At 66.8% G+C, this 20,410-nt stretch carries 21 protein-coding genes; 13 read left to right on the top strand and 8 right to left on the bottom strand.

What is annotated here, in order from left to right; all coding sequences use genetic code 11:
* Positions 1–50: 50 nt before the first annotated feature.
* From TX76_RS03420 to TX76_RS17450, 3 genes are all read right to left on the bottom strand, one after another.
* On the bottom strand, positions 51–1,088 hold the full coding sequence (locus TX76_RS03420) for an amidohydrolase family protein (RefSeq protein ID WP_049899116.1): 1,038 nt from the start codon (positions 1,086–1,088) through the stop codon (positions 51–53).
* A 264-nt stretch (positions 1,089–1,352) separates the two neighbouring features.
* Positions 1,353–2,621 carry an HD domain-containing protein gene (locus TX76_RS03415; RefSeq protein ID WP_049899115.1) on the bottom strand — a complete coding sequence of 423 codons (1,269 nt, stop codon included), beginning with the start codon at positions 2,619–2,621 and terminating at the stop codon, positions 1,353–1,355.
* Positions 2,622–2,699: 78 nt separating this feature from the next.
* The gene (locus tag TX76_RS17450; protein WP_154018987.1) at positions 2,700–2,849 is read right to left on the bottom strand and encodes a hypothetical protein; all 150 of its coding nucleotides are present in this window, start codon (positions 2,847–2,849) and stop codon (positions 2,700–2,702) included.
* Positions 2,850–3,104: 255 nt separating this feature from the next.
* Between TX76_RS17450 and TX76_RS03410 the strand changes: the two genes are divergently transcribed.
* From TX76_RS03410 to asd, 7 genes are all read left to right on the top strand, one after another.
* Complete coding sequence (locus TX76_RS03410; protein WP_049899113.1) at positions 3,105–3,956, top strand: SDR family oxidoreductase; 852 nt, start codon at positions 3,105–3,107, stop codon at positions 3,954–3,956.
* A gap of 98 nt (positions 3,957–4,054) precedes the next feature.
* Positions 4,055–5,083 (top strand): 2-phospho-L-lactate transferase, encoded by a 1,029-nt coding sequence (cofD, locus tag TX76_RS03405; RefSeq protein WP_049899110.1) that lies wholly within the window; start codon positions 4,055–4,057, stop codon positions 5,081–5,083.
* Complete coding sequence (locus tag TX76_RS03400; protein WP_049899108.1) at positions 5,083–5,859, top strand: tRNA-dihydrouridine synthase; 777 nt, start codon at positions 5,083–5,085, stop codon at positions 5,857–5,859. The genes cofD and TX76_RS03400 overlap by 1 nt, the downstream gene beginning before the upstream one ends.
* Positions 5,856–6,713, top strand: coding sequence for a triphosphoribosyl-dephospho-CoA synthase (locus tag TX76_RS03395; RefSeq protein WP_049899106.1), 858 nt, complete (start codon positions 5,856–5,858; stop codon positions 6,711–6,713). The genes TX76_RS03400 and TX76_RS03395 overlap by 4 nt, the downstream gene beginning before the upstream one ends.
* Positions 6,710–7,321 (top strand): DUF447 domain-containing protein, encoded by a 612-nt coding sequence (locus TX76_RS03390; RefSeq protein ID WP_049899105.1) that lies wholly within the window; start codon positions 6,710–6,712, stop codon positions 7,319–7,321. Before TX76_RS03395 ends, TX76_RS03390 begins: the two co-directional genes overlap by 4 nt.
* A 51-nt stretch (positions 7,322–7,372) precedes the next feature.
* Positions 7,373–7,564 (top strand): 30S ribosomal protein S17e, encoded by a 192-nt coding sequence (locus TX76_RS03385; RefSeq protein WP_006076956.1) that lies wholly within the window; start codon positions 7,373–7,375, stop codon positions 7,562–7,564.
* A gap of 112 nt (positions 7,565–7,676) precedes the next feature.
* Complete coding sequence (gene asd / locus TX76_RS03380; protein WP_049899101.1) at positions 7,677–8,714, top strand: aspartate-semialdehyde dehydrogenase; 1,038 nt, start codon at positions 7,677–7,679, stop codon at positions 8,712–8,714.
* 28 nt (positions 8,715–8,742) lie between these two features.
* On the opposite strand, the gene TX76_RS03375 is transcribed toward asd, so the two are convergent.
* On the bottom strand, positions 8,743–9,705 hold the full coding sequence (locus TX76_RS03375; RefSeq protein WP_049899394.1) for a D-2-hydroxyacid dehydrogenase: 963 nt from the start codon (positions 9,703–9,705) through the stop codon (positions 8,743–8,745).
* 132 nt (positions 9,706–9,837) lie between these two features.
* Here TX76_RS03375 and TX76_RS03370 point away from each other — a divergent pair, with 132 nt between their 5' ends.
* A complete protein-coding gene (locus TX76_RS03370) occupies positions 9,838–11,199 on the top strand; it encodes an NAD(P)/FAD-dependent oxidoreductase (RefSeq protein ID WP_049899099.1) in 1,362 nt (453 codons plus the stop codon).
* 990 nt (positions 11,200–12,189) lie between these two features.
* On the opposite strand, the gene TX76_RS03365 is transcribed toward TX76_RS03370, so the two are convergent.
* The 3 genes from TX76_RS03365 to TX76_RS03355 all read right to left on the bottom strand — a co-directional run bounded on the left by TX76_RS03365 (position 12,190) and on the right by TX76_RS03355 (position 15,387).
* On the bottom strand, positions 12,190–12,951 hold the full coding sequence (locus TX76_RS03365) for an SDR family NAD(P)-dependent oxidoreductase (protein WP_049899097.1): 762 nt from the start codon (positions 12,949–12,951) through the stop codon (positions 12,190–12,192).
* Between the two features lie 120 nt (positions 12,952–13,071).
* Positions 13,072–14,700 (bottom strand): class I adenylate-forming enzyme family protein, encoded by a 1,629-nt coding sequence (locus tag TX76_RS03360; RefSeq protein ID WP_049899095.1) that lies wholly within the window; start codon positions 14,698–14,700, stop codon positions 13,072–13,074.
* 234 nt (positions 14,701–14,934) lie between these two features.
* Positions 14,935–15,387 carry a nuclear transport factor 2 family protein gene (locus TX76_RS03355; protein ID WP_049899093.1) on the bottom strand — a complete coding sequence of 151 codons (453 nt, stop codon included), beginning with the start codon at positions 15,385–15,387 and terminating at the stop codon, positions 14,935–14,937.
* A gap of 329 nt (positions 15,388–15,716) precedes the next feature.
* Here TX76_RS03355 and TX76_RS03350 point away from each other — a divergent pair, with 329 nt between their 5' ends.
* Positions 15,717–16,151, top strand: a complete 435-nt coding sequence (locus tag TX76_RS03350; RefSeq protein WP_049899092.1) for a cupin domain-containing protein — start codon at positions 15,717–15,719, stop codon at positions 16,149–16,151.
* Between the two features lie 60 nt (positions 16,152–16,211).
* Positions 16,212–17,348, top strand: coding sequence for an acyl-CoA dehydrogenase family protein (locus TX76_RS03345; RefSeq protein ID WP_049899090.1), 1,137 nt, complete (start codon positions 16,212–16,214; stop codon positions 17,346–17,348).
* A 28-nt stretch (positions 17,349–17,376) separates the two neighbouring features.
* Here the strand turns inward: TX76_RS03345 and TX76_RS03340 are convergent, their stop codons facing one another.
* Entirely contained in the window at positions 17,377–18,192 is an 816-nt protein-coding gene (locus TX76_RS03340) for an enoyl-CoA hydratase/isomerase family protein (protein ID WP_049899088.1), read from the bottom strand.
* Positions 18,193–18,514: 322 nt separating this feature from the next.
* Here TX76_RS03340 and TX76_RS03335 point away from each other — a divergent pair, with 322 nt between their 5' ends.
* The 3 genes from TX76_RS03335 to TX76_RS03325 all read left to right on the top strand — a co-directional run bounded on the left by TX76_RS03335 (position 18,515) and on the right by TX76_RS03325 (position 20,384).
* Positions 18,515–18,973 (top strand): FAS1-like dehydratase domain-containing protein, encoded by a 459-nt coding sequence (locus TX76_RS03335; RefSeq protein ID WP_049899086.1) that lies wholly within the window; start codon positions 18,515–18,517, stop codon positions 18,971–18,973.
* A gap of 2 nt (positions 18,974–18,975) precedes the next feature.
* Entirely contained in the window at positions 18,976–19,395 is a 420-nt protein-coding gene (locus TX76_RS03330; RefSeq protein ID WP_079890743.1) for a MaoC family dehydratase, read from the top strand.
* Positions 19,396–19,529: 134 nt separating this feature from the next.
* Entirely contained in the window at positions 19,530–20,384 is an 855-nt protein-coding gene (locus tag TX76_RS03325) for a 3-hydroxyacyl-CoA dehydrogenase family protein (protein ID WP_049899083.1), read from the top strand.
* The last annotated feature ends 26 nt before the right edge of the window (positions 20,385–20,410 follow it).

Raw genomic sequence — 20,410 nt, 5'->3', positions numbered from 1 at the left:
GACGTCTGTGTCGACTTCGACCCCAGTCGTGTTAACTGTTCACGCCGGAATCAACGTTCCGCCGTCCTCGATTCCGGCAACACCACGCGCTCGACGTCGCCGACCCCCGCCCGACGGACGACCGCGCGGACAGGATCGCGCGCGCCGTGGAGGTTGTTCGAGTCGCCGTCGAGCACGAGCACGCGCGCCGCGCGGCCCGGTTCGATAATCCCACAGTCGAGATTCAGGATCTCGGCCCCGTTGACCGTCGCCATCCGGAGCACCTCGCGAGCCGACGATCCTGTGAGCTTTGCGGTGAACTCCATCTCGCGGAACATCGAGGGGCTGTCGAGCATCGCGTTGTCGGTCCCGAGCGCGACCGTCGTGTGGTCGGCGAGCGCGTCGACCGGCGGAACGCCGACTCCTGTCACGAGGTTCGAGCGCGGGCAGATCACTATTGGATATTCCTCGCGTTCGACACGATCGAGGTGGTCGGGTTCGGCGTGGACCATGTGGACCAGGAAATCGGGATCGAGGTCGAGCGCGGGGTCGATGTCGTGGGGATCGCGCTCGCCGGCGTGGATTCCGAACAGCTTGTCCGCCTCGCGGGTGGCCTCGCGTTCGCGGGCGAACTCGTCGTCGCGCGCGCCGCTCGCGCCGTAGCCGTCGCTCGCTTCCATCGCGGCGATCGAGCCGCGGCCGAGCACCGTCGCGTCGAGATCGGCGTCGGCGAGTGCCTCCTCGACCGCGCGCACCCCCTCCACGTCGCCCTCGCGGAACTCGCAGAACGCGCCCGTCCCGGTCTCGCGCATGAACGCGATCGTCCGGCGCATGGCCGCGACGAGTTCCTCCCGGCTCGCATCCCGGAGCAACTGGTGTTTCAGCCCGTCGGGCGGCGCGACGAGCTCGTCGAGCGAGAGACCGCCGCCGGCCTCTTTCGCGATCGAGTCGCCGATGTGGGTGTGGGCGTTGACGAACGCCGGCAGGACGATGTTCGCGGAATCGACCGTGGCCTCCTCGACAGCCGTGATTTCGCCGTCCTCGATCACGACCCGGCCCTCGATCGGTTCGAGTTCCCGCCCGCGGAGAATCGTGCCCTCGATGTTCATGGTCGCGCTCGGTCGTCGGGAGTCTTGAATCACACTGTCGGCCACGAATCCATCCACCACCAGCGGTGGCGCGCGGGAGCACGCGAAGCGTGCGACTCGCGCGAGGGATGAGCGAAGCGAACGGAGTGAGCGGAGCGAATCGGCTGGGGAGGGCGTGGACTGCGGTCTCTCATTTGTATCGGGATTCGCCGCCGACGAAGCGGTTGTCCTCACTGGGTTCTCCAGTGAGTTGCCTGCACTCAGTCGAAAACCCGTTTTCTGTCGTCACTCGCTCGAAAACTCGTCGAGCGTCGCGTGGATTCCCGGCCTCACGTCCGAGACCAGCGTGCCGTCGATGTCGAGGCCGAGTACCGAAACGGCCGCCGTCCCCACCTGCTCGGTGATGTCAGCGGGCGCGTACACGCCGAGCCGCCACTGGTCGCGCTGCGTAGTGTTGAGCGCCTCGACCAGCGTCGACTGGCGGCCGAGCGGTCGGATCTCGCCACCCACCACGACGCGCGAGGAGGACTCGGTCATGCTCGGGCGTGCGGGCACGTCGAGGATCACGTCGCCCGAATCGACCCCGGCGCTGTCGGCGATCTCGCGCTCGTGCTCGCGGACGGTGGCGTGATCGGCGTCCACGATCTCGTCGGGCGTATCGCGGAGTTCGGCCCAGACCGCGCGCTTGTAGAGGTCGCGCCGGCCGAGTCGTGCGGCGTCCGCCGCGGTCCGGTCGTGGCTCCGGAGCGCCACGAGGAGGTCGTGGTCGTCCATCCGGCGGAGTGCCTCGGCGTCGATCGAGTCGCCACCGACCCCGTTCTCGCCGCTCCCATCGGTCACGTTGCCGTCGAGCAGTCGTTCGGTCGCTCGCCGGAGCATCGCCTTGCCGATTCTGGCGACGGGATGGCTGTACACTGTCGGGTTCATCAGCGCCCGCGCGAGCAGCAGCGATTCCGCGGTCTGGACGTTGCCCTCCGCGAGCGCGAGCTCGCCGTCGACGAACCGGAGCTCGCGGACGAGCCGGCCGTGGTCCACAGTGCCGTAGGGAACACCGGTGTGGTGAGCGTCCCGTATCAGGTAGTCCATCCGATCGACGTCGAGTTCGCCCGACACCAACTGTCCGAGCCGGCCCTCGCCCGCGACGAGGCCCGCGATCCGGTCGGGATCGAGGTCGTGGGCTTCGAGGATCGTGGCGACCTCCCCGGTCGAGAGGAGTTCGTCGACGTCGTCGTGGAACTTCCCGGTGCGGCGGTGGACGAGCGCCTCCAAATTGTGGCTGTAGGGGCCGTGGCCGACGTCGTGGAGCAGCGCGGCCGCCCGGACGCGCTCGGCCTGGCGACCCTCGATCCCGAGATGGGAGAGGGCGCGGTCGGCGAGGTGGTACACTCCCAAACTATGCTCGAAGCGGGTGTGGTTGGCGGAAGGGTAGACGAGATCGACAGTGCCAAGCTGACGGACGTGGCGGAGGCGCTGGACAGTTGGAGTGTCGAGGAGCTCCCGCGCGACGCCCGCGACCTCGATGTGATCGTGGACGCTGTCCTTGATCGTCTTCATTGGGAGGGGTTTCGGCGTGTCTGGTGAAAAAGTTGCGTGCCCAACCCGTTGCTGCCGTGTCGGTCACGGTGCGTTCGCTCAGTCGATGTTCGCGATCGCCTCGGCGATGTCGAACGCCTCGGTGGTCTCGGTGCCGTCCTCGCCGCGCTCGACTTCCTCTTGCTCCTCGTCGATTTCGACCTCCGGGCCTTCCTCCTCGGTGAACTCCGTGTGGACGCCCCAGGGCATCTCACTGCCACCCCGCTGGCACGGACGCCGCTTCTCGCCCCGTCGTGTGTCGTTGCGGGAGTTTCGGGTTCATGGTTTGGACGCTGGGACGTCACGGTAGTCGACGTGGCGATTTATACCCATCGAGACCCCGGACGCTGGCCCTGTTGCTGCTCGTGGAAGCCATCCGGTGGTTCGTTCGCTATCGTCGCTGGGTTCGGCCCGACATCTCTGCCCCTCACACAGCCTTATGTCCGGGCCGCACTGCACGGAAGTATGTCCGACGTGGCTGCCCCGGATCTCGACGGTCGCACGGCGTTCATCACCGGGACGACGCGCGGGATCGGCAAGGCGATCGCGCTCTCGCTCGCCGATCGTGGTTGCAACGTCGTCTCGACCGGAAAGACCGTCGACGATGACGACGCCGATCTCGACGGAACGATCCACGAAACTGCCGCCGAATGCGAGGCGCGCGGCGTCGATAGTCACGCCATCCAGCTCGACCTCCGCGACGCCGAGGCAGTCGCCGCGGCCGCCGCGGAGGCGATCGATGTCTTCGGCGAGGTCGACATCGTCGTCAACAACGCCAGCGCGATCGAACTCGCGAGCGTCGAGTCGATGCCCGCGAACCGCTTCGATCTCATGACCGCGGTCAACGTCCGTGGGACGTACCTCACTTCCCGCGCGTTCGTCCCGCACCTGCGCGAGATCGGTGGTGGACAGATTCTGACGAACGCGCCGCCGGTGACGATGGATCGCGGGTCGGGGAAGGCCGCCTACGCGTGGTCGAAGCTGGGGATGACGTTCGTCACGCTCTCGCTCGCCGGCGAGCTCGAAGGCGACGGGATCGCGGCCAACGCGTTCTGGCCGGTGACCGCGATCGACACCCGCGCGACGCGCTATTTCGGCATGGGCACCGAGGACGACTGGCGCTCGCCCGCCATCGTCGCGGACACGGTGCTCGAACTCCTCGATCGCGGCACCGAATACACCGGCAACGCGGTCTACGACGAGGCAATCCTCCGCGAGGCCGGCGTCGACGACTTCGCCGAGTACAACCTCACCGAGGGTGACCCGGCACCGTTGTCCGCGCGGATGTTCGACCCCGACTACGAACGGCCGGCGTAGCGAATCACGACCCTGACTCGCTTCCCGACCACCGCATACGATGCGCATACGATGAGGCGAGCACAAGCGTTTACTCCACTCACGGCTCACGCCGAGCTATGGTGACGTTTCTCTCCGGGGGCACAGGGACACCGAAACTGCTCCCCGGAGCCGAGTCGGTCTTCGATCCCGCCGATACCACGGTCGTCTGCAACACCGGCGACGATGTCGAGATCGCCGGCCATCTCGTCTGTCCCGACCTCGATACCGTCCTGTTCGAGCGCGGCGGCGTCCTCGATCGCGAGCGGTGGTGGGGGATCGACGGCGACAGTACGGAAACTCACGACGAGCTCCGCGAACTCTCCGAGAAAGCAGGGTTCGACACCGGCCCGCGCTATCTCTCCGACGAGCGCCAGACCGAAGGACGCGATCTCGCGCGCTGGCGACGCTTTTCGGGCGTGGGTGAGTTCATGACCATCGGCGATCGTGACAGAGCCATGCACCTCCTCCGGACGAGCCTGCTCGATGAAGGTCACACGCTCACCGAAACAACCGAACGGCTCGCCGACGCGTTCTCACTCGACGTCTCGCTGCTGCCGATGAGCGACGACCCGGTGGCGACGATCATCCACACTCCCGAGGGGACGATGCACTTCCAAGAGTTCTGGGTCGCCCACGGCGGCGAACCGACGATCGAGGACGTCGAGTTTCGTGGGGCGGACGGAGAGAAACACGGCAGCCGGAACGGCGGTGCAGCCCCGACGGCCGCGGTGCGCGACGCGCTCGCCGAACCGGTGGTGATCGGCCCCTCGAACCCCGTGACGAGCCTCGGACCGTTGCTTGCGCTCGACGGCGTGCCCGACGCACTCGCCGAAACCACCGTGGTTGCGGTCTCGCCGTTCGTCGGCGAGGAGCTCTTCTCGGGACCGGCAGCGAAGCTGATGGACGCCGTCGGCGTCAAGCCGAGCACCGCCGGCGTCGCCGAGTCCTACCCGTTCGCCGACGCGTTCGTGATCGACGACGCCGATTCCACGAATCTCGGTCGGCCGACCGTAACGACCGACATCACGATCGACGACACCGAGGACTCGACCCGCGTCGCACGCGCTGTCGAGGAAGCTCTCGAACTCGGACGGGAGGCGGCCTGATGTTCGAACCGCGACTCGCACTCGCGAGCCTCAGCGGCGAGTCCGACGCGGCGTGGGCGCGGGCGGTCGAAGACCACGTCGGTGCGGCATTCCTCGGTGGTGTCGCGCTCGACGAACCCTCCCGGCGGGCGGCGCGTCAGCTCGTCGCCCGCGATCGCACCGAGTTCCTCCCCGACGACCCGATCGCGTTCGTCGATTCCCAACTCGCTTCCCTCGACGACGCGCCGCTCCGCGCGGGGATCAACGTCCGGAGCGCGTCGCGCGCGCCGATCCGCGATGTCGCGGGAGTCTGTGCCGACCACGATGCGCTCTGCGAGATCAACGCCCACTGCCGCCAGGACGAGCTGTGCGCGGTCGGCTGTGGCGAGACCCTCCTTCGAGATGCCCATCGGCTGTGCGAGTACGTCGAGACTGCCGCCGAGACGGGCGCGACGGTGAGCGTGAAGATCCGTGCCGAGGTGCCAGGCGTCTCGCTGCCCGATACGGCCCGCTGGATCGACGCCGCCGGGGCCGACGTGATCCACGTCGACGCGATGGACTCCGAACCGGTGATCGCCGACGTCGCGAGCGCGACCGACGCGTTCGTGATCGCCAACAACGGCGTCCGCGACGCCGCGACAGCCCGCGAGTACCTCGATCACGGGGCCGACGCCGTGAGCGTGGGGCGGCCGAGCGACCGGCCGACGGTGCTGAAACGCGTTCGGCGGGCGACCGAGGAGTGGTTCGCAGAGCCGGAAAACGGGACTGACCGAGTCGAGCCGGGTGCGAGCGGATGAGAACGTCGGCTGAGAACGCTCAGTTGGCGCTGTTGCTCGAAGTCACCGCGACGCCAAAGCCAGGCAACGTCGACCGCGCACGCGAGTACCCCGACCTTCGGTTCGAACACTTCATGGCCGGTGCGGTCGGCGCGAGCCAGGGCCTCCGAATGGCCGCAGCGGACGATCCCGTCGGAGCGTCGTTCGAGCGCGCGATCGAGGGCATGGCCGATCAGCGCGGCGGCAACACCCAGTTCGGCGCGCTGTTGTTGCTCATGCCACTGGTCCGAGCGGCAGGCAACGAAAACGGATCGTCGTCCGGCAACGGGGCGCTGACGCCGGAGCGCGCCGCAGCCGTCGTCGAAGCCACCACAGTCGACGACGCCGCCGCGTTCTACCGGGCGTTCGAGCACGTCGACGTCGCGGTCGACGACCCGCCGGCGGACATGGAGGCCCTCGACGTCCGGCGGGGAGCCGACGCCGTGCCGGCGATCGAGGAACGAGGAGTGACCCTGTACGAGCTGTTCGAACGGAGCGCCGACCGCGACGGCGTCGCCCGCGAGTGGGTGTCGGGATTCCCACGGACGTTCGCCGCGGCCGATCGCATCGCCGCACTCGATGGCCCGGTGTCGGAGCGCGCGGCACGGGTCTTCCTCGAACTCCTTGCGGACGAACCCGATACGCACGTCGTCACGAAACACGGCGAGCCCACTGCACAGGAGGTTTCGGAGGACGCACAGGCGGCGCTGGACGGCGACCTCGATCCCGAGACTCTCGCCGACGATCTCGTCGAGCGCAGCGTGAACCCGGGGACGACCGCCGATCTCGTCGCCGCCGGACTGTTCGTCGCACTCGAACGCGGGCTCGACGTATGACCGAGCCGACCGAAAGCGATGTCGAGTGGCCCGTCGCGCTCCGTGGCGTGACCGAGTCGGTGGTGGCGACGCTCGGTCCCAACGAGAAGTGGAACTTCGCGGCGCTCGGCCTCCACGCCGGCGATCCCGTGACCGCTCGCACGTGGGGGAAAACGCGGACCAGGCGCAACTTCCATGAGGAGGGCGAAGGCGTCGTCCAGTTCCTCGCCGATCCGGCCGTGTTCGCGGAGAGCGCGTTCTCGATCTTCGAACGCTCTTCGCCTACCCATCCCGCAGCCGACGCGTGGGTGCGCGTCACGGTCGAGCGGGCCGATGGGGGCGAGTCAGGGGGAACGTCGTGGGCGGAGTGGGAACTCACGCCCGTCGAGTCGGGCGTCGAAGCCGAGCGCGTGCCGACCACCAACCGGGGCTACGGGGCGGTGATCGAAGCTACCGTCGCGGCCTCGCGGCTCGACGTCGACGCCTACGACACCGACGAACTCCGCGACCGGCTTGCCTACTTCGAAAGCGTGGTCGAGACCTGCGGCGGCGAGCGCGAGCGCGAGGCGATGGCGCTGGTTCGTGACCGCACAGCCTGGGACGGAAGCCAGGACGACACGGACGAGTGAGCGAGCGGGCGAGAGCGGGTCGTTTATACCCCACGACCGACACCATCCGCCATGGCGATCAAACCGGCCTACATCAAGAAGACCGGCACACAGCTGCTCGAACGGTATCCCGAGGCGTTCTCGACCGACTTCGAGCACAACAAGGAGAGCGTGACCGCGCTCACGAACGTCACCTCGAAGAACGTCCGCAACCGCATCGCGGGCTACGTCACCCGCAAGCGACAGGGGAACGCGGCGGCCTGAGACGGGATCGGAACCCTGTACAGGGACGACGCCGACGCCTTCTTACACGGTCGAACGGCGGTGTTTGTGCCGACCAGAACGGTTTTCACCCACGCTTTCCCTACCCTCGGCAATGTCTTCCACACGCGTCGGCGTTCTCGGGGCCACCGGGGCCGTCGGGCAGCGGCTGATCCAGCTTCTCGATCCCCACCCCGCCTTCGAGATCGCGACCCTGACCGCGAGCGACGACAGCGCCGGCAAGTCCTACCGCGAGGCGGCAAAGTGGCGGATCGAGACGCCGATTCCGGATGACGTCGCGGAACTCGTCGTAGAACGGACCGATCCCGACGCCGTCCCCGACGACGTCGACCTTCTCTTCTCGTCGCTTCCCTCGTCGGTCGGCGAGCGAGTCGAACCCGGGTTCTGCGAGGCAGGGTACGTGGTCTCGTCGAACTCCTCGAACGCCAGGATGGCCGACGACGTGCCACTCACGATCCCGGAGGTCAACCACGACCACCTCGACCTCCTCGAAGTCCAGCGCGACGAGCGCGGCTGGGACGGGGCCCTCGTGAAGAACCCCAACTGCTCGACGATCACGATGGTGCCGACGCTCGCGGCGCTCGACGGGTTCGGTCTTTCCACCGTGCACGTCGCCACGATGCAGGCGGTCTCGGGTGCGGGCTACGCGGGCGTGAGCTCGATGGAGATCCTCGACAACGTGCTCCCGCACATCGGCGGCGAGGAGGAGAAAATGGAGACCGAGACCCGCAAACTCCTCGGCTCGTTCGACGGCGCGGCGATCGACCTCCACGACGTCGACGTCGCGGCCTCGTGCAACCGCGTGCCGACGCTCGACGGCCACCTCGAAAGCGCGTGGGCCGAGACTGAGGAAGCGCTCACCGCCGACGACGCGATGGCCGCCATGCGCGAGGCCCCCTCGCTCGATCTCCACAGCTCGCCCGATCAGCTGATCGAGGTCTTCGAGGACCCCAACCGTCCACAGCCCCGACTCGATCGGATGGTCGGCGAGGGGATGAGCGTCGCGGCGGGCGGCGTCCGCGAGACCAGCGATGGGGTGCAGTACAACTGCCTCGCACACAACACGCTTCGCGGGGCGGCCGGCGCGAGCGTGCTGAACGGCGAGCTTCTCGTGGAAGACGGCTGGATCTGAAAGCGATCCGTGTGATCGGGAGCGGTTTTCAGAGCACCTGATTTCGCAGTCCCTCGTACTCGCCGGTCTCCTCGACCCGCCGGAGGTTTTCGGCGACGATGTCCGCGAGCCGCTCGTAGTACTCTGGCGTGTGACCGGCGTTGTGCGGCGTGATGAGCACGTTCTCGAACCCCCACAGCGGGTGGTCTTCCGGGAGGGGTTCGGGATCGGTGACGTCGAGACCCGCGCCCCCGATCGAATTCGAGCGCACTGCCGACACCAGCGCATCGGTGTCGATCACGGGGCCGCGTGCGACGTTCACGACGAACGCATCGGGCGGGAGGGTGTCGAACTCCGCCGCGCCGATCATCCCCTCGGTCTCGTCAGTCAGCGGGACCGCGAGCACGAGGTGGTCGGTGCGGGCGAGCGCGTCGTGGAGGTCGTCGGTTCCGAGGACTTCGTCGGTTGGGCCACCCTTCTCGGGCGAGTGACGGATGCCGATGGTATCGACGTCGAACCCTGCGAGGCGCTCGACGACGCCACCGCCGAGCGCGCCGAGGCCCACCACCGTCACCGTCGAGCCGGCGAGTTCGTGGGTCGGGTAGGCGCGCCACTCGCGGCGTTGCTGGCGTCGCCACCCCTCGTGGTGACGGCGACAGAACGTGAGGAGGAAGCCGAGAACGTGCTCGGCGATGTTCGGCGCGTGGACTCCGGAGGCGGTGGTCACGCTCACGCCGTGGTCCTCGAACGCCTCGGTCGGGAGGTGGCCGTAGCCGGCGTACGAGCACGCGAACAGCCGGAGATTCCCGGCGCGATCGAGTACGGACGGCTCCACGGTCGAACCGGTGGCGACCGTCGCGCTGGCGAGGAGTTCACGTTCTTCCTCGGGCGTCTCAGCTCGTCGGATATCGTACTCCGGCAGGCGCTCGCGCAGCGCCGCTTCGTACTCCGCCATCGGCATGCCGTGGACGCCCCGGCGGAGCACGGCGATGTCGGGGGTCGAATCAGTCACGATACCCACCTCGCTGTCGATCGTCAGGGCGCATACGCCGCCTTCGGAGCCCCCTCGTATAAGTCCACTCGCACGGGTCGGCCGCGGGCGAAAAACGGGCAGACCTTTATTCCCCGCGGCGTCCCGGTCTCCATGGAGCGGATCGACGTGGCGGTGGTCGGCGGTGGCCCGGCGGGGACGGCGGCCGCGTGGACGGCCGCGAGGCAGGGTGCTGACGCGGTCGTCTTCGAGAAGGGCGTCCCGCGGGCCGACCGAGAGGGCCCTGGCCCCGACTCGACCGACGCCGCCGGCATGTTGGACTACTGGGTCGACCTGATGGACCTTCCCGAGGCGATCCCCGACGAGGTGATCCTGCGTGACCTCGACGGCGCGACCTTTGCGGGACCGAACGAACGCATGACGATCCGCGACACCGGGATGGATGCGTCGTATCCCGAGTTCGGATTCACCTTCCACCGGGCGCGCTTCGACGACTGGCTCCGCGAGCGCTGCGAGGCCGCCGGGGCGGGCTACCGGGTCGGCACCGGGGTCAAGGACGTCGCGATCGACCCGCGGGACGGCCACACGCTCACGCTGCGCGACGGCCACGAGATCGAAGCCGACTATCTGATCCTGGCCGACGGGCCACAGCGAACGGTCACGCGGGCCGTCCTCGAAGAGTTCGTCGCCGAGCAACGCCTCGAAAACCTCGCTTCGAACCGTGCGAACCACATCGCCTACCAGGAGTATCGAGAGTTTCCGTCCGAGCTGTTCGACGACGATCTGATCAAGTTCTGGTGGGGATCGATGCCTGGCCACACCGCCTACCCGTGGGTGTTCCCGAACGAGGGCCGGGTGGCTCGTGTGGGGCTAACGATGCCGATCGGTCTCGATCTCGACGACGTGGCTAACCGGGACGCGTACCGTCTTCTCCGGCCCGACGACACGACCGTTCCCTCCGGCAAGGAGTACGTCCGGCGACTCCTCGAAACCGAGTACCCCGACTACGATCTCGACGACTTCCCCCTCGTCGAGGATCGCGGCAAGCGCGGCGGCGTCGAGTCCTACCCCATCTCCTCGACCCGCCCGATCGACTCCCCCGTGGGCGCGAACGTCGCGATCGTCGGCGGCGCGATGGGCGCGACCTCGGCGTTCCACGAGGGCGGCGATCACGTCGCGGTCCGCACCGGAAAGATCGCCGGTGCACTCGCGGGAGCAGGCGCACTCGGGGCGTACAACCGCGAGTGGAAGCGCGCAGTCGGCGAGGAGGTCCGCCGGAACGTCGCGATGGCCGACGTCGTCCGCGGGTTCGAGCCCGACGACTGGGATCGCACGTTCCGATCGGTGGGCCGAATGCTCAAGGACGGCCGCTACAGCACGCTCAGGACTCCGTTGCTGGGATACGGTGGCCTCTCGGTGCTCGCGCGCTACCAGCGCGCGAAGCTCGGCTACCGGAACGGCGGGTACGTCCAGCTCGCCGAATCGGAGTACGCGATCCCAGCCGCGAAGGTTTAGTTCCCCCACCTCTACTGTCGACTGCGTGCCGTAGTCCCCGCCCGAGCACGTCCACGAGGACGCGATGACCGTGCGGCGAACCCCGGCACGTGACACGAGTCGCGCCACGCGCGACTGCCGGTGGAGTCGACGGAAGCCGACGACACGGGTTGCGCGTAGCGCAACCGACTGCGAGGCCGGCACCGCCGGCCGAGGATGGTCACCCACGACCCGCCCGGCATAGGGTTTACCGGCCGAGACGGCACGCCGCCTGCGATGACGCCGGCTGTTAGTGTTCCGGGCGACAATCCACTAGCGGCGAGCGGCCCGCTCACGCAGGGAGCAGCGAGGAGTGTATGAACGGTCTCCGACAGTGCCGGGTTCGATGTCACCAGCGGGGCGGAATCGGGTTCGAGCTCCAGGAAGGCTTCAGCGCCGCTTGTCGAGAAATGTTCCGGCGAACACGCTCGTTTCCCTCCCCACGCAACGAGATCGGCCGGCCCGAACTGCTTCCGGAGATGACTTTCCAGCGATGCGTGGCTCTCGGCGACGATCCCGGCTCACGGGGGCCGGCCCCTTCGATGCGAGTTCCCCGTGGACAACCGGTAGCACGGGACGATCCCCGTGTCAAAATTTCGCTAGTCTCGATCGACAGGGTGAGGGTTGGCGTTCGATGAGCCAAACATTTGTAATAGTACTTTTCGAGGCATAATGCACGAGGAGGTGACGATCTCTACGACACCTACCGTGTCCACGATCCGCACTCGACGAGGAGCAGCGTCCCCAACGCTTCGTATGAGGCTGTGTTCTACGGCTGCTGGAAGTGATCGGCCAGGGGGTACCTGGACGGAGACCGTTTCAATTTTTTCTATCGCTTTCTAGAGTCCGTCTGTTTCACGAGTGAGTGCTCGCCGAACACCTCGTCGTCGACTTCGTCGTGGAGACACCGGAGTCGGCTGTCGCCGTGTTGCTCCCGCCTGCGTGGTGTACTACTCGACGTGCAAAGCTGGATCACTGGGAGAGGTAGCCGCCTTCGACAGCGAGCGTGTGACCCGTCACGCGGGACGCGAGGTCGGAGCCCAGGAACAGGACGGAGTTCGCGATCTCTTTCGGTTGTGCGAGTCCGCCCATCGGTTCCATGTTCCGGAACTGCTCTTCCATCTCCGGGTTCTCCTCCATGATATCGTTGACCATCGGCGTCTCCACGAGACCGGGTGCGATGGCGTTCGCTCGAATTCCCTCGGTCGCAAATTCGAGTGCAGCACTCTTCGTGATGAGGCTCACGCCGGCTTTCGACGCGCCGTATCCGCTGTACTCGGGCACCGCCACCTGTCCGCCGATGGAAGACGTGCTGATGATGCTGCCGCCGCCGTCCGCCAGCATCGCCTCAATGCCGTATTTCAGCCCGAGCCAGACTCCCTTGAGGTTCACGTCGATCACTCGATCGAACCCGTCCTCGTCGTACTCCACGATGTTCTCCAGCGGTCCATCGATGCCGGCGTTGTTGAACAGGACGTCGATTCCGCCGAACTCCTCGACGCACCTGGTGATCATGGTCTGCACCTCCGCCGCCTCCGACACGTCCGTCTCGACGAAGACGGCGCTCCCGCCGGCGTCCTCGATTGCGTCGACGGTGCCGTGACCGCCCTCCTCGTCGACGTCGGCGACCACGACGTCCGCACCCTCTTCGGCGAACCTGAGGGCGGTCGCTTCCCCGATCCCCTGAGCACCCCCTGTCACGACGGTCGCTTTACCGTCTACCAAGTTTCTCATATTGATCCGGGTTACCCATTATCACCCTCCAGTATAATGCTTTGGATCGCCCGAGGGTGTTCGCGTTTCGTGCAGTATTCGGTGGGCGAGAAACGTTCCGAGGGTCGAATCGGGACCGAATCAGACCTCGCGAACCCGGTTCGTCTCGTCGACCGTCCACTCCTCGACTTCCTCTCGGACCACTTTGCCCGTCGCGGAGCGGGGGAAGTCCTCCGGCTCGATGATCTCGAGGTAGTGGGGGAGTTTGTAGTTCGCCAACTGCTCCCTCAGCATGCCCATGAGCTCGTCGGTGTCGACCCCGTCGGGGCTGAACGTGCTGACGATCGCTCGGGGCACTTCCCCCCACTTCTCGTCGGACACTCGAACGACCGTCGCCTCTTCGATCTCCTCGTGCTGGAGGAGGACCTTCTCGAGCTCCGCGGGATAGATGTTCTCGCCGCCACTCTTGATGAGGTACTTCCGTCGGTTGACGAAGCTGTAGCTTCCGTCGTCGTTGTAGACGAAGATGTCGCCGGTCCGGAACCACCCGTCGTTGAAGTCCTCCTCGTTGGCCTCGGGGTTGTTGATGTATCCGCTACAGAGCGTCGGACCGCGAGCGGCGAGCTCACCCCGCCCTTCGACCTCGTTCCACTCCTCGTCGATCAGTTTCAGGTCCACGTACGAGGACTCGACCTTCGCGAGGTCGTCGTCGTTGGGAAGCACACCGACCGGGATGTTGTTTCCGGCACTGAGCACGTTCGCGTCTTCGGTCGCCCCGTAGGAGTTCGTGAACGACATGTCGAACTTCTCGGTCACCCGCTTGACCTTCTTCGGGTCCACGAGGTCGACGAGCGCACCGATCTCCCGGATCTCACGCATGTCCTCCACGTCGACGTCGTTCTCGTCGAGGTAGTCGAGGAACTGGTTGACGACACCCGGGAGCAGGAACAGCCACCCGATCCCCCCGTTGTCCTTCTCCAGCAGGATGTCGACGATGCGTTCGGTGTCGAACCCGTTCGGCGGGTAGTACGTCCCACCGAGCGAGAACACCGCCGGAAGCGCGTCGGCCGAGATGATGTGAAAGAGGGGAGCCCACGCGATCCAACCGTCGCCTCGCTCGAGGTTCCAGTCGATGGTGTAGGTGTACCCCCGAGCGAGCCACGCCCGGTGGCTGATGACGACGCCTTTCGGAAGCCCGGTCGTCCCCGAGGTGTACAGTACGACGAGACCCTGTTCGGGATCGACCTCGTGGTCGGGGGCGGGTTCGTCGGTCGACCCGTTCTCGATCAGCGTCTCGTATCCGTCGTCGCCGTCGTCGTCGAGGTGGATGATGTCTGGTGGGTCCTCGAGTCCCTCTTCGATCCAGCTCGCTTTCTCCCGGTACTGCTCGGAGACGATGAGCGCGTCCGGTTCGACCAGGCTGGCACAGTGAACCAGCTCCTCCTCCTCGAGCCGCCAGTTCAGCGCCGGAACGAGGAAGCCGACCTTCGCTGCGGCGAAGTACGGTTCGATGTACTCCCCCCGATTCTCCGCGAGGACCGCCACCCTGGCCTCCGACTTCTCGTAGCCCCGTTCCAGAAGCGAGTTCGCCAGTGCGTTGACCCGCTCGTTGAACTCGGCGTACGTCACCTCCCGCCCGGGTTCGCTCACCGCCACGTCGTCGGCGTACATCCGAGCGGCTTTCCGCATCAGATCGCCGACGTTGAACTGTCGGGATCGGTCGATGAACGATTGCTGATCCTCTACCCCGAGGTCGAAATTGAAATCCATGCGTGTCTTTCGTTGTAAACGAGGGGTATAAGCTTTTGCCCCCGTTCGTGGCGTGTGACGTCGAACGGTGTAGCTGATCTCTCCACGGTCGCCCCGCTCGTCGACACTCGATGGCGGACGCCCCTCGGCAGCGGGGTTCCATCGATCGTCGAACCCGCCGGAGACCGTTCCATCGATCGCTCTACCACGACAACGGACCGGCAAGCGGCCGCAGAAACCGCCGTCGGAGCGGCGTCAGTTGGCCATCGGTTCCTCGACCCAGCCCTCGTCGTAGGGCGAGAAGTATTTGGCGTCGTAGGTGAGTTTCTCGATGAGCCACTCGTCGTCGTTCTTGACGAACTCGATCTCGTAGAACCCGGCGAGCCAGGCGGCACCGATGCCCTCGACGTGGCCCAGATCGAGGAAGTGCCAGCGACCGATCGCGGTGTCGCCGTCGGCGGTGACCCACGGGTTGATACCGAGGTGAAACGAGTCGAGGATGCCCGTTTCACCCTCGATGTACGCTTCGAGGAAGTCCGAGACCTCGTCCTGCCCCTCGTAGAGGCCGAAGTCCCCGTAGTCGATGGCGCAGTCGTCGTGCAGGAGTTCGAGGACGCCATCCAGGTCGTGTTTGTCCATCCGCCGCATGTAACAGTGTACGAGGTTCGACACCGTCAGTATCGCCGCGGGGTCGTCAACTTCTTGCATGTTGCAAACTAGGACCACACCACCGAACGATAAATAAGTTGGGTACGCGCTGGTCGGACGACGGAGTGTCGATCGGTGGATCGGGCTCCTCCTCCGAGCCGCTTCGAAACCACGAAACTCGACGTCCGGTTCGTCGAAGACCGTCTCGATGCCCCCACGTCGCTGCACGGCACACCGATCCCGCCGTACTCCCACTTCCACCCCCTCGCCGTGTCCGACGACGGAGGAGCCGACGACGACACCCGTCCGTACTGCGGCAGCGACGATGTCGAGGGATCCGGCCGGCGTGCCCGGGCTACCTATTTCAGGGCACTGCGCGTAGCGGGTCCATGGAGTTCACCGACGAGTCCGAGCGATCGGTCGCTGGACCCCGAGTCGTCCGCACCGCCGACGTGCCGCTGGTCGACCTGAGCGAGCGCGACGACGTCCGTCCCACCGTCGACATCCGCCCTGTCGACGAGATGCTGGGGCTGGCCCAGCTCGGGGCCAAACTGTGGCACTTCCGGCCGGGCGAGGAGATCGGCTTTCACGCCCACACCGCGGAGGAGGAGCTGTACTACGTCCTCGAGGGTGAGTTCTCGCTGAAGCTCGGGAGCGCCGACGATCCGACGTACGAGACGGTGGGTCCGGGAACCTTCTTCGCCGCCCTGCCCCGCGAGCCTCACGGACACCGGTGTGTCGGCGACGAACCCGGCGTCGTACTCGCCGTCGGCGCGAGCACCGGGGAGGACGACGAGGTCTTCGATCCTCACAGCCCGAACTGACTCACTGTCCCTCCCGCGCCACCCGCAATCATTATGACACAGTGACCGATAGACGGAGCCATGCAGACGCTCTCAGCGGAGCAAGAGATGGTCGTCTCCTCGTTGCGGGACATCGCGGAGACGGAGTTCGCCGAGCGCGCGTTCGAGTGGCAGGGCGAGACGCCGTGGGAGAACATCGAACTCCTCGCCGACAGGGGGTTCATGGGTATCAACATCGACGAGACCTACGGCGGCGGGGGCATGACGGAGTTCGAGGCGATGCTGTCGATCGAGGCCGTCGGACGAGTCTGTCCGGACACGGCGAACTTCCTCTACACCCAGCAGATGGTCGCCCCCCGTGCCATCGAGATGTTCGGCACCGAGGCGGCGAAAGAGCGGTATCTGCCGCCGGTGACCGCCGGCGAGGAGGCGATCGCCATCGCCATCTCGGAGCCGGAATCGGGATCGGACGTCGGATCGATGCGAACCCGCGCCGAGGAGGACGGCGACGGCTTCAGCGTCACGGGCGAGAAGATCTGGGTCAGCAATCTCGAGGACGCCAGCGCAGCGGTCGTCTGGGTGAAATTCTCGGAGGGCCTCGGGTCGCTGATCGTCGATCTCGACGACCCGGGGATCGAGATCCAGCAACACTACACGAACATGGCCGACCACGAGCAGACCCAGTTCGAACTGCGCGACGTGGCCGTCCCCGCGGAGAACGTCCTCACTCGCGGCGCGGACGGGTTCAAGGAGCAGCTCAAGGCCCTCAACTGGGAACGGTTGGGGAGCGCGACGCTGGCGAACTCCTTCGCCCGATGTGCGCTCGACAAGGCGCTTGACTACGCCGAGACGCGCTCACAGTTCGGCCAGCCGATCGGTGAGTTCCAGGGCATCGAGTGGAAGGTAGCGGACATGGCGAAGCGTCTCGAGGCCTCCAGGGCACTGACCTACCGCGCCGCCTCCCGGGCCCACGAACAGGGACGGATCCCCGATCGACTCGGCTCCTCGCTCGCCAAGCTGTTCTCCTCGGAGTCGGTCGAACGGATCGTCTCCGAGTCGCTGCAGATCCACGGGGCCAACGGCTACCAGCAGGGTCACCCCCTCGAACACCTCTACCGGCTCGCCCGAGGCCGGCGGCTTGCGGCCGGCACCGACGAGATTCAGAAGAACCAGATCGCCGCAGTTCTCAAGGAGGACGGTCTGCCGGACCTCGCCTGAAGACGGTCTTTTCTCCGCGATTTCGTCCTCAGCGCCCGGTCCACTCCGGCTCGCGGTCCTCCAGGAACGCCGCGATGCCCTCCGAGGCGTCCTCGCTGCCAAGTGCCACGGTGAACAGCTCCGCCTCGTGGTCGATGCCGTCGTCGCGGCCGAGTCGAGTGCTCGCGTCGACGGCTCGCTTGGCCAGCTCCAGCGCGACCGGGCTGTGCTGGGCCATCGTGTCGACCAGCTCCGCGACGGCTTCGTCGAGGTCGGCCGGGTCGTGAACCGACTCCACGAGGCCGAGCTCGTCCGCCTCGGCGGCGTCGACGACGGCTCCCGAGAGGATCAGCTGCTTGGCCTTGCCGACACCGACCAGCTCCGTCAAGCGCTGTGTGCCGCCGCCGCCCGGGATGAGCCCGAGAGACACCTCCGGGAAGCCGAACTTCGAGCGGGTGTCGGCCAGGCGGACGTCGCAGGCCAGCGCCAGCTCGCAGCCGCCACCCAGCGCCAGCCCGTTGATTCGGCCGATCACCGGCTGATCGAGACCGGCGACGACCTCGTAGATTCGGGGTCGCTTGCTCAGTTCGCGCTGCTCCAGGGCCGTCCGGTCGGCCAGTTCCGTCAGGTCCGCACCCGAGGCGAACGCTCGCGAGTCGTTCGACCCCGTCAGGACGACGACGCGCGTCGATGACGCCTCGATCGCCTCGAAGACTCGCTTGAACTCCGTCCGGAGCGTCTGACTGAGGGCGTTTCGAGTGTCCGGTCTGTCCAGCGTGACCGTCACCGCGTTCGCAACCGGTTCGTCCGTGGCGACCGCGAGCGTCGAACATTCGTCGCCGGCTGCGGCGAGGTCGTCGGTCATCGATTCCTCCAGGACCCGACATCGGCTTCCGGACCGTTCGAGGCGCTCCGCTGATCGCTACTCACACACACCTGTCTGGCTACCATGGATGTCGATCTCTCGCCGAGCGAAGATAAAACGTGCCGTTCCACCGGAAGCGAACTGCCGACCTGGCCGGTCATTCGCCGTAGGACCGCGGGAGCCCCAGCACGTTCTGGCCACGAGCACCAGACGCGACACCTCCCCCGGGCCCAGAGTCCACCGATGCGAGGCGGGTTGGCGTCGTCGCGCGGCCGGTGGTGAAGGTTTATGGCGACCACAGCGGTACTCGACGCCACACAGCATGGACGTAGACGATCTTGCCGACACGGAACTTCCGTCCGGGCAGTTTACCGTCGAGGAGTGGAAGGCGTTCCTGTGGGCGGACGCGACCCGTGACGACGAGGCGACGTTTCGGTACGACGAGGCTGCGGCAGCCGCGGGCGAGGAGGGTCAGCTCGTCCCGCACACGATGGCACAGCACATCGCGTTCGAAGCCACCGGTGGCGTCGAGGCCACCATGGGCCGCCTCTCGGACGACTGGCGGAGCGGCGCTGCGCTCGGCCAGCTCCGGGTGGAGTTTCACGCCCCGCTCGAGACCGGCCAGCCGCTGGCGGTGACTGGACGGGTCACGGACGTCGAGGAGAAAGACGGCAGCAGCGGGAGTCTGACCGTCGTCTCCCTCTCGTACGACGCCGAGACGCCGGCGGGTGACCCCGTCTTCGACATGGTCGCGGACATGGTCCTGATGGAGGGGACGTGATCGTGCGTTTCGAGGACCTCTCGCCGGGCGACGAACTCGAACCGCGGACGATCGAGGAGCTCCACGGCGACGACACGAAGCTGGTGGCCGCGCTGCTCCAGGATCCGTATCCCCCCCACTTCGACCGCAACCGGGCGGAGGAGCTGGACTACCCCGGGCTGCTCAACCAGGGCCCGGCGAACCTCTCGTACCTCCTCCAGCCGGTCGTCCGCGTCCTCGAGTCGCCGTCGGACCTGCGCTCGTTCGACGTTCGGTTCCACGACATGGTGTTCGAGGGCCAGACCGTGACGGCGACGGCGACGGTAACCGAGACGTGCGAGATCGACGGCGACGGCCTCGTCACGTTCGACCTCGCCCTGCGCGACGGCTCCGGTGACCTCACAGTGCGCGGGACGGCGACGGCCAGACTGCCGATGCGGTGACCGTGGACCGCTCGCCGAGAGCAGCGACCGGGAGGGTCGTCCGCGAGTCGATCGAGGGGTGAAACCTCGACGAGTCGAGCCGGGCCCGGAGTCACGGGGACAAACGTTTTTGCTGCGGGTCGGGAGAACGACGTATGGCATCCAGAGTCATCGGCGTCATCGGTGCCGGCACGATGGGGACCGGCATCGCTCAGCTCGCCGCTCAGCAGGGGTTCGACGCCATCGTGCGCGACGTCGACGAGGAGCTCGTCAGCGACGGACTCGATCGCCTGCGGAACGATCTGGCCGAGGCCGAGGAGCGTGACATCGTCGACGACGCAGACACCGTCTTCGACCGCGTAACCGGGACGACGGACCTCGACGACGTGGTCGAGCGGGCGACGTTCGTCGTGGAGGCGGTCCCGGAGGACACGGACCTCAAACGGACCATCTTCGAGGAACTGGACGCGAAGACCGACCCCGACGTGGTTCTCGGCTCGAACACCTCCTCGCTGTCCATCACGGAGATCGCGAGCGCCACCGAGCACCCGGAGCGGGTCATCGGTACGCACTTTTTCAACCCACCGGTGAAGATGAAGCTGCTCGAACTCGTCACCGGCCACCACACGAGCGACGAGACCCTGGCGCGGGCCGAGGAGCTGGCAGAGGCTCTGGGCCGCGAGCACATCGTCGTCGACGACTTCCCCGGCTTCGCGACGTCGCGGCTGGGCCTGGTTCTCGGCATGGAGGCTGCCCGGATGGTTCAGGAGGGGGTCGCCTCCGCCGAGGACATCGACACGGCGATGGAGCTGGGATACAACCACCCGATGGGGCCGCTGAAGCTCGGGGATCACAACGGCTGGGACACCCGCGTCAAGGTCGGCGAGTACATGGCCGAGGAGCTCGGCAGCGACGCCTACCGCCCCCCGCAGCTAGTCAAGCAGATGGTCCGAGCGGGCGATTACGGTGTGAAGTCGGGTCGGGGGTTCTACGACTGGGACGAGGACTGAGTCCGGTCGACGGCGGACGCCGGGCC

Origin of the sequence: Halococcus agarilyticus, assembly GCF_000334895.1 — an archaeon.
In the GTDB taxonomy this organism is placed as follows: Archaea; Halobacteriota; Halobacteria; order Halobacteriales; family Halococcaceae; genus Halococcus; species Halococcus agarilyticus.
Note: the sequence above shows the minus strand (reverse complement) of the source record. Positions and strands in the feature narration are given on the sequence as shown.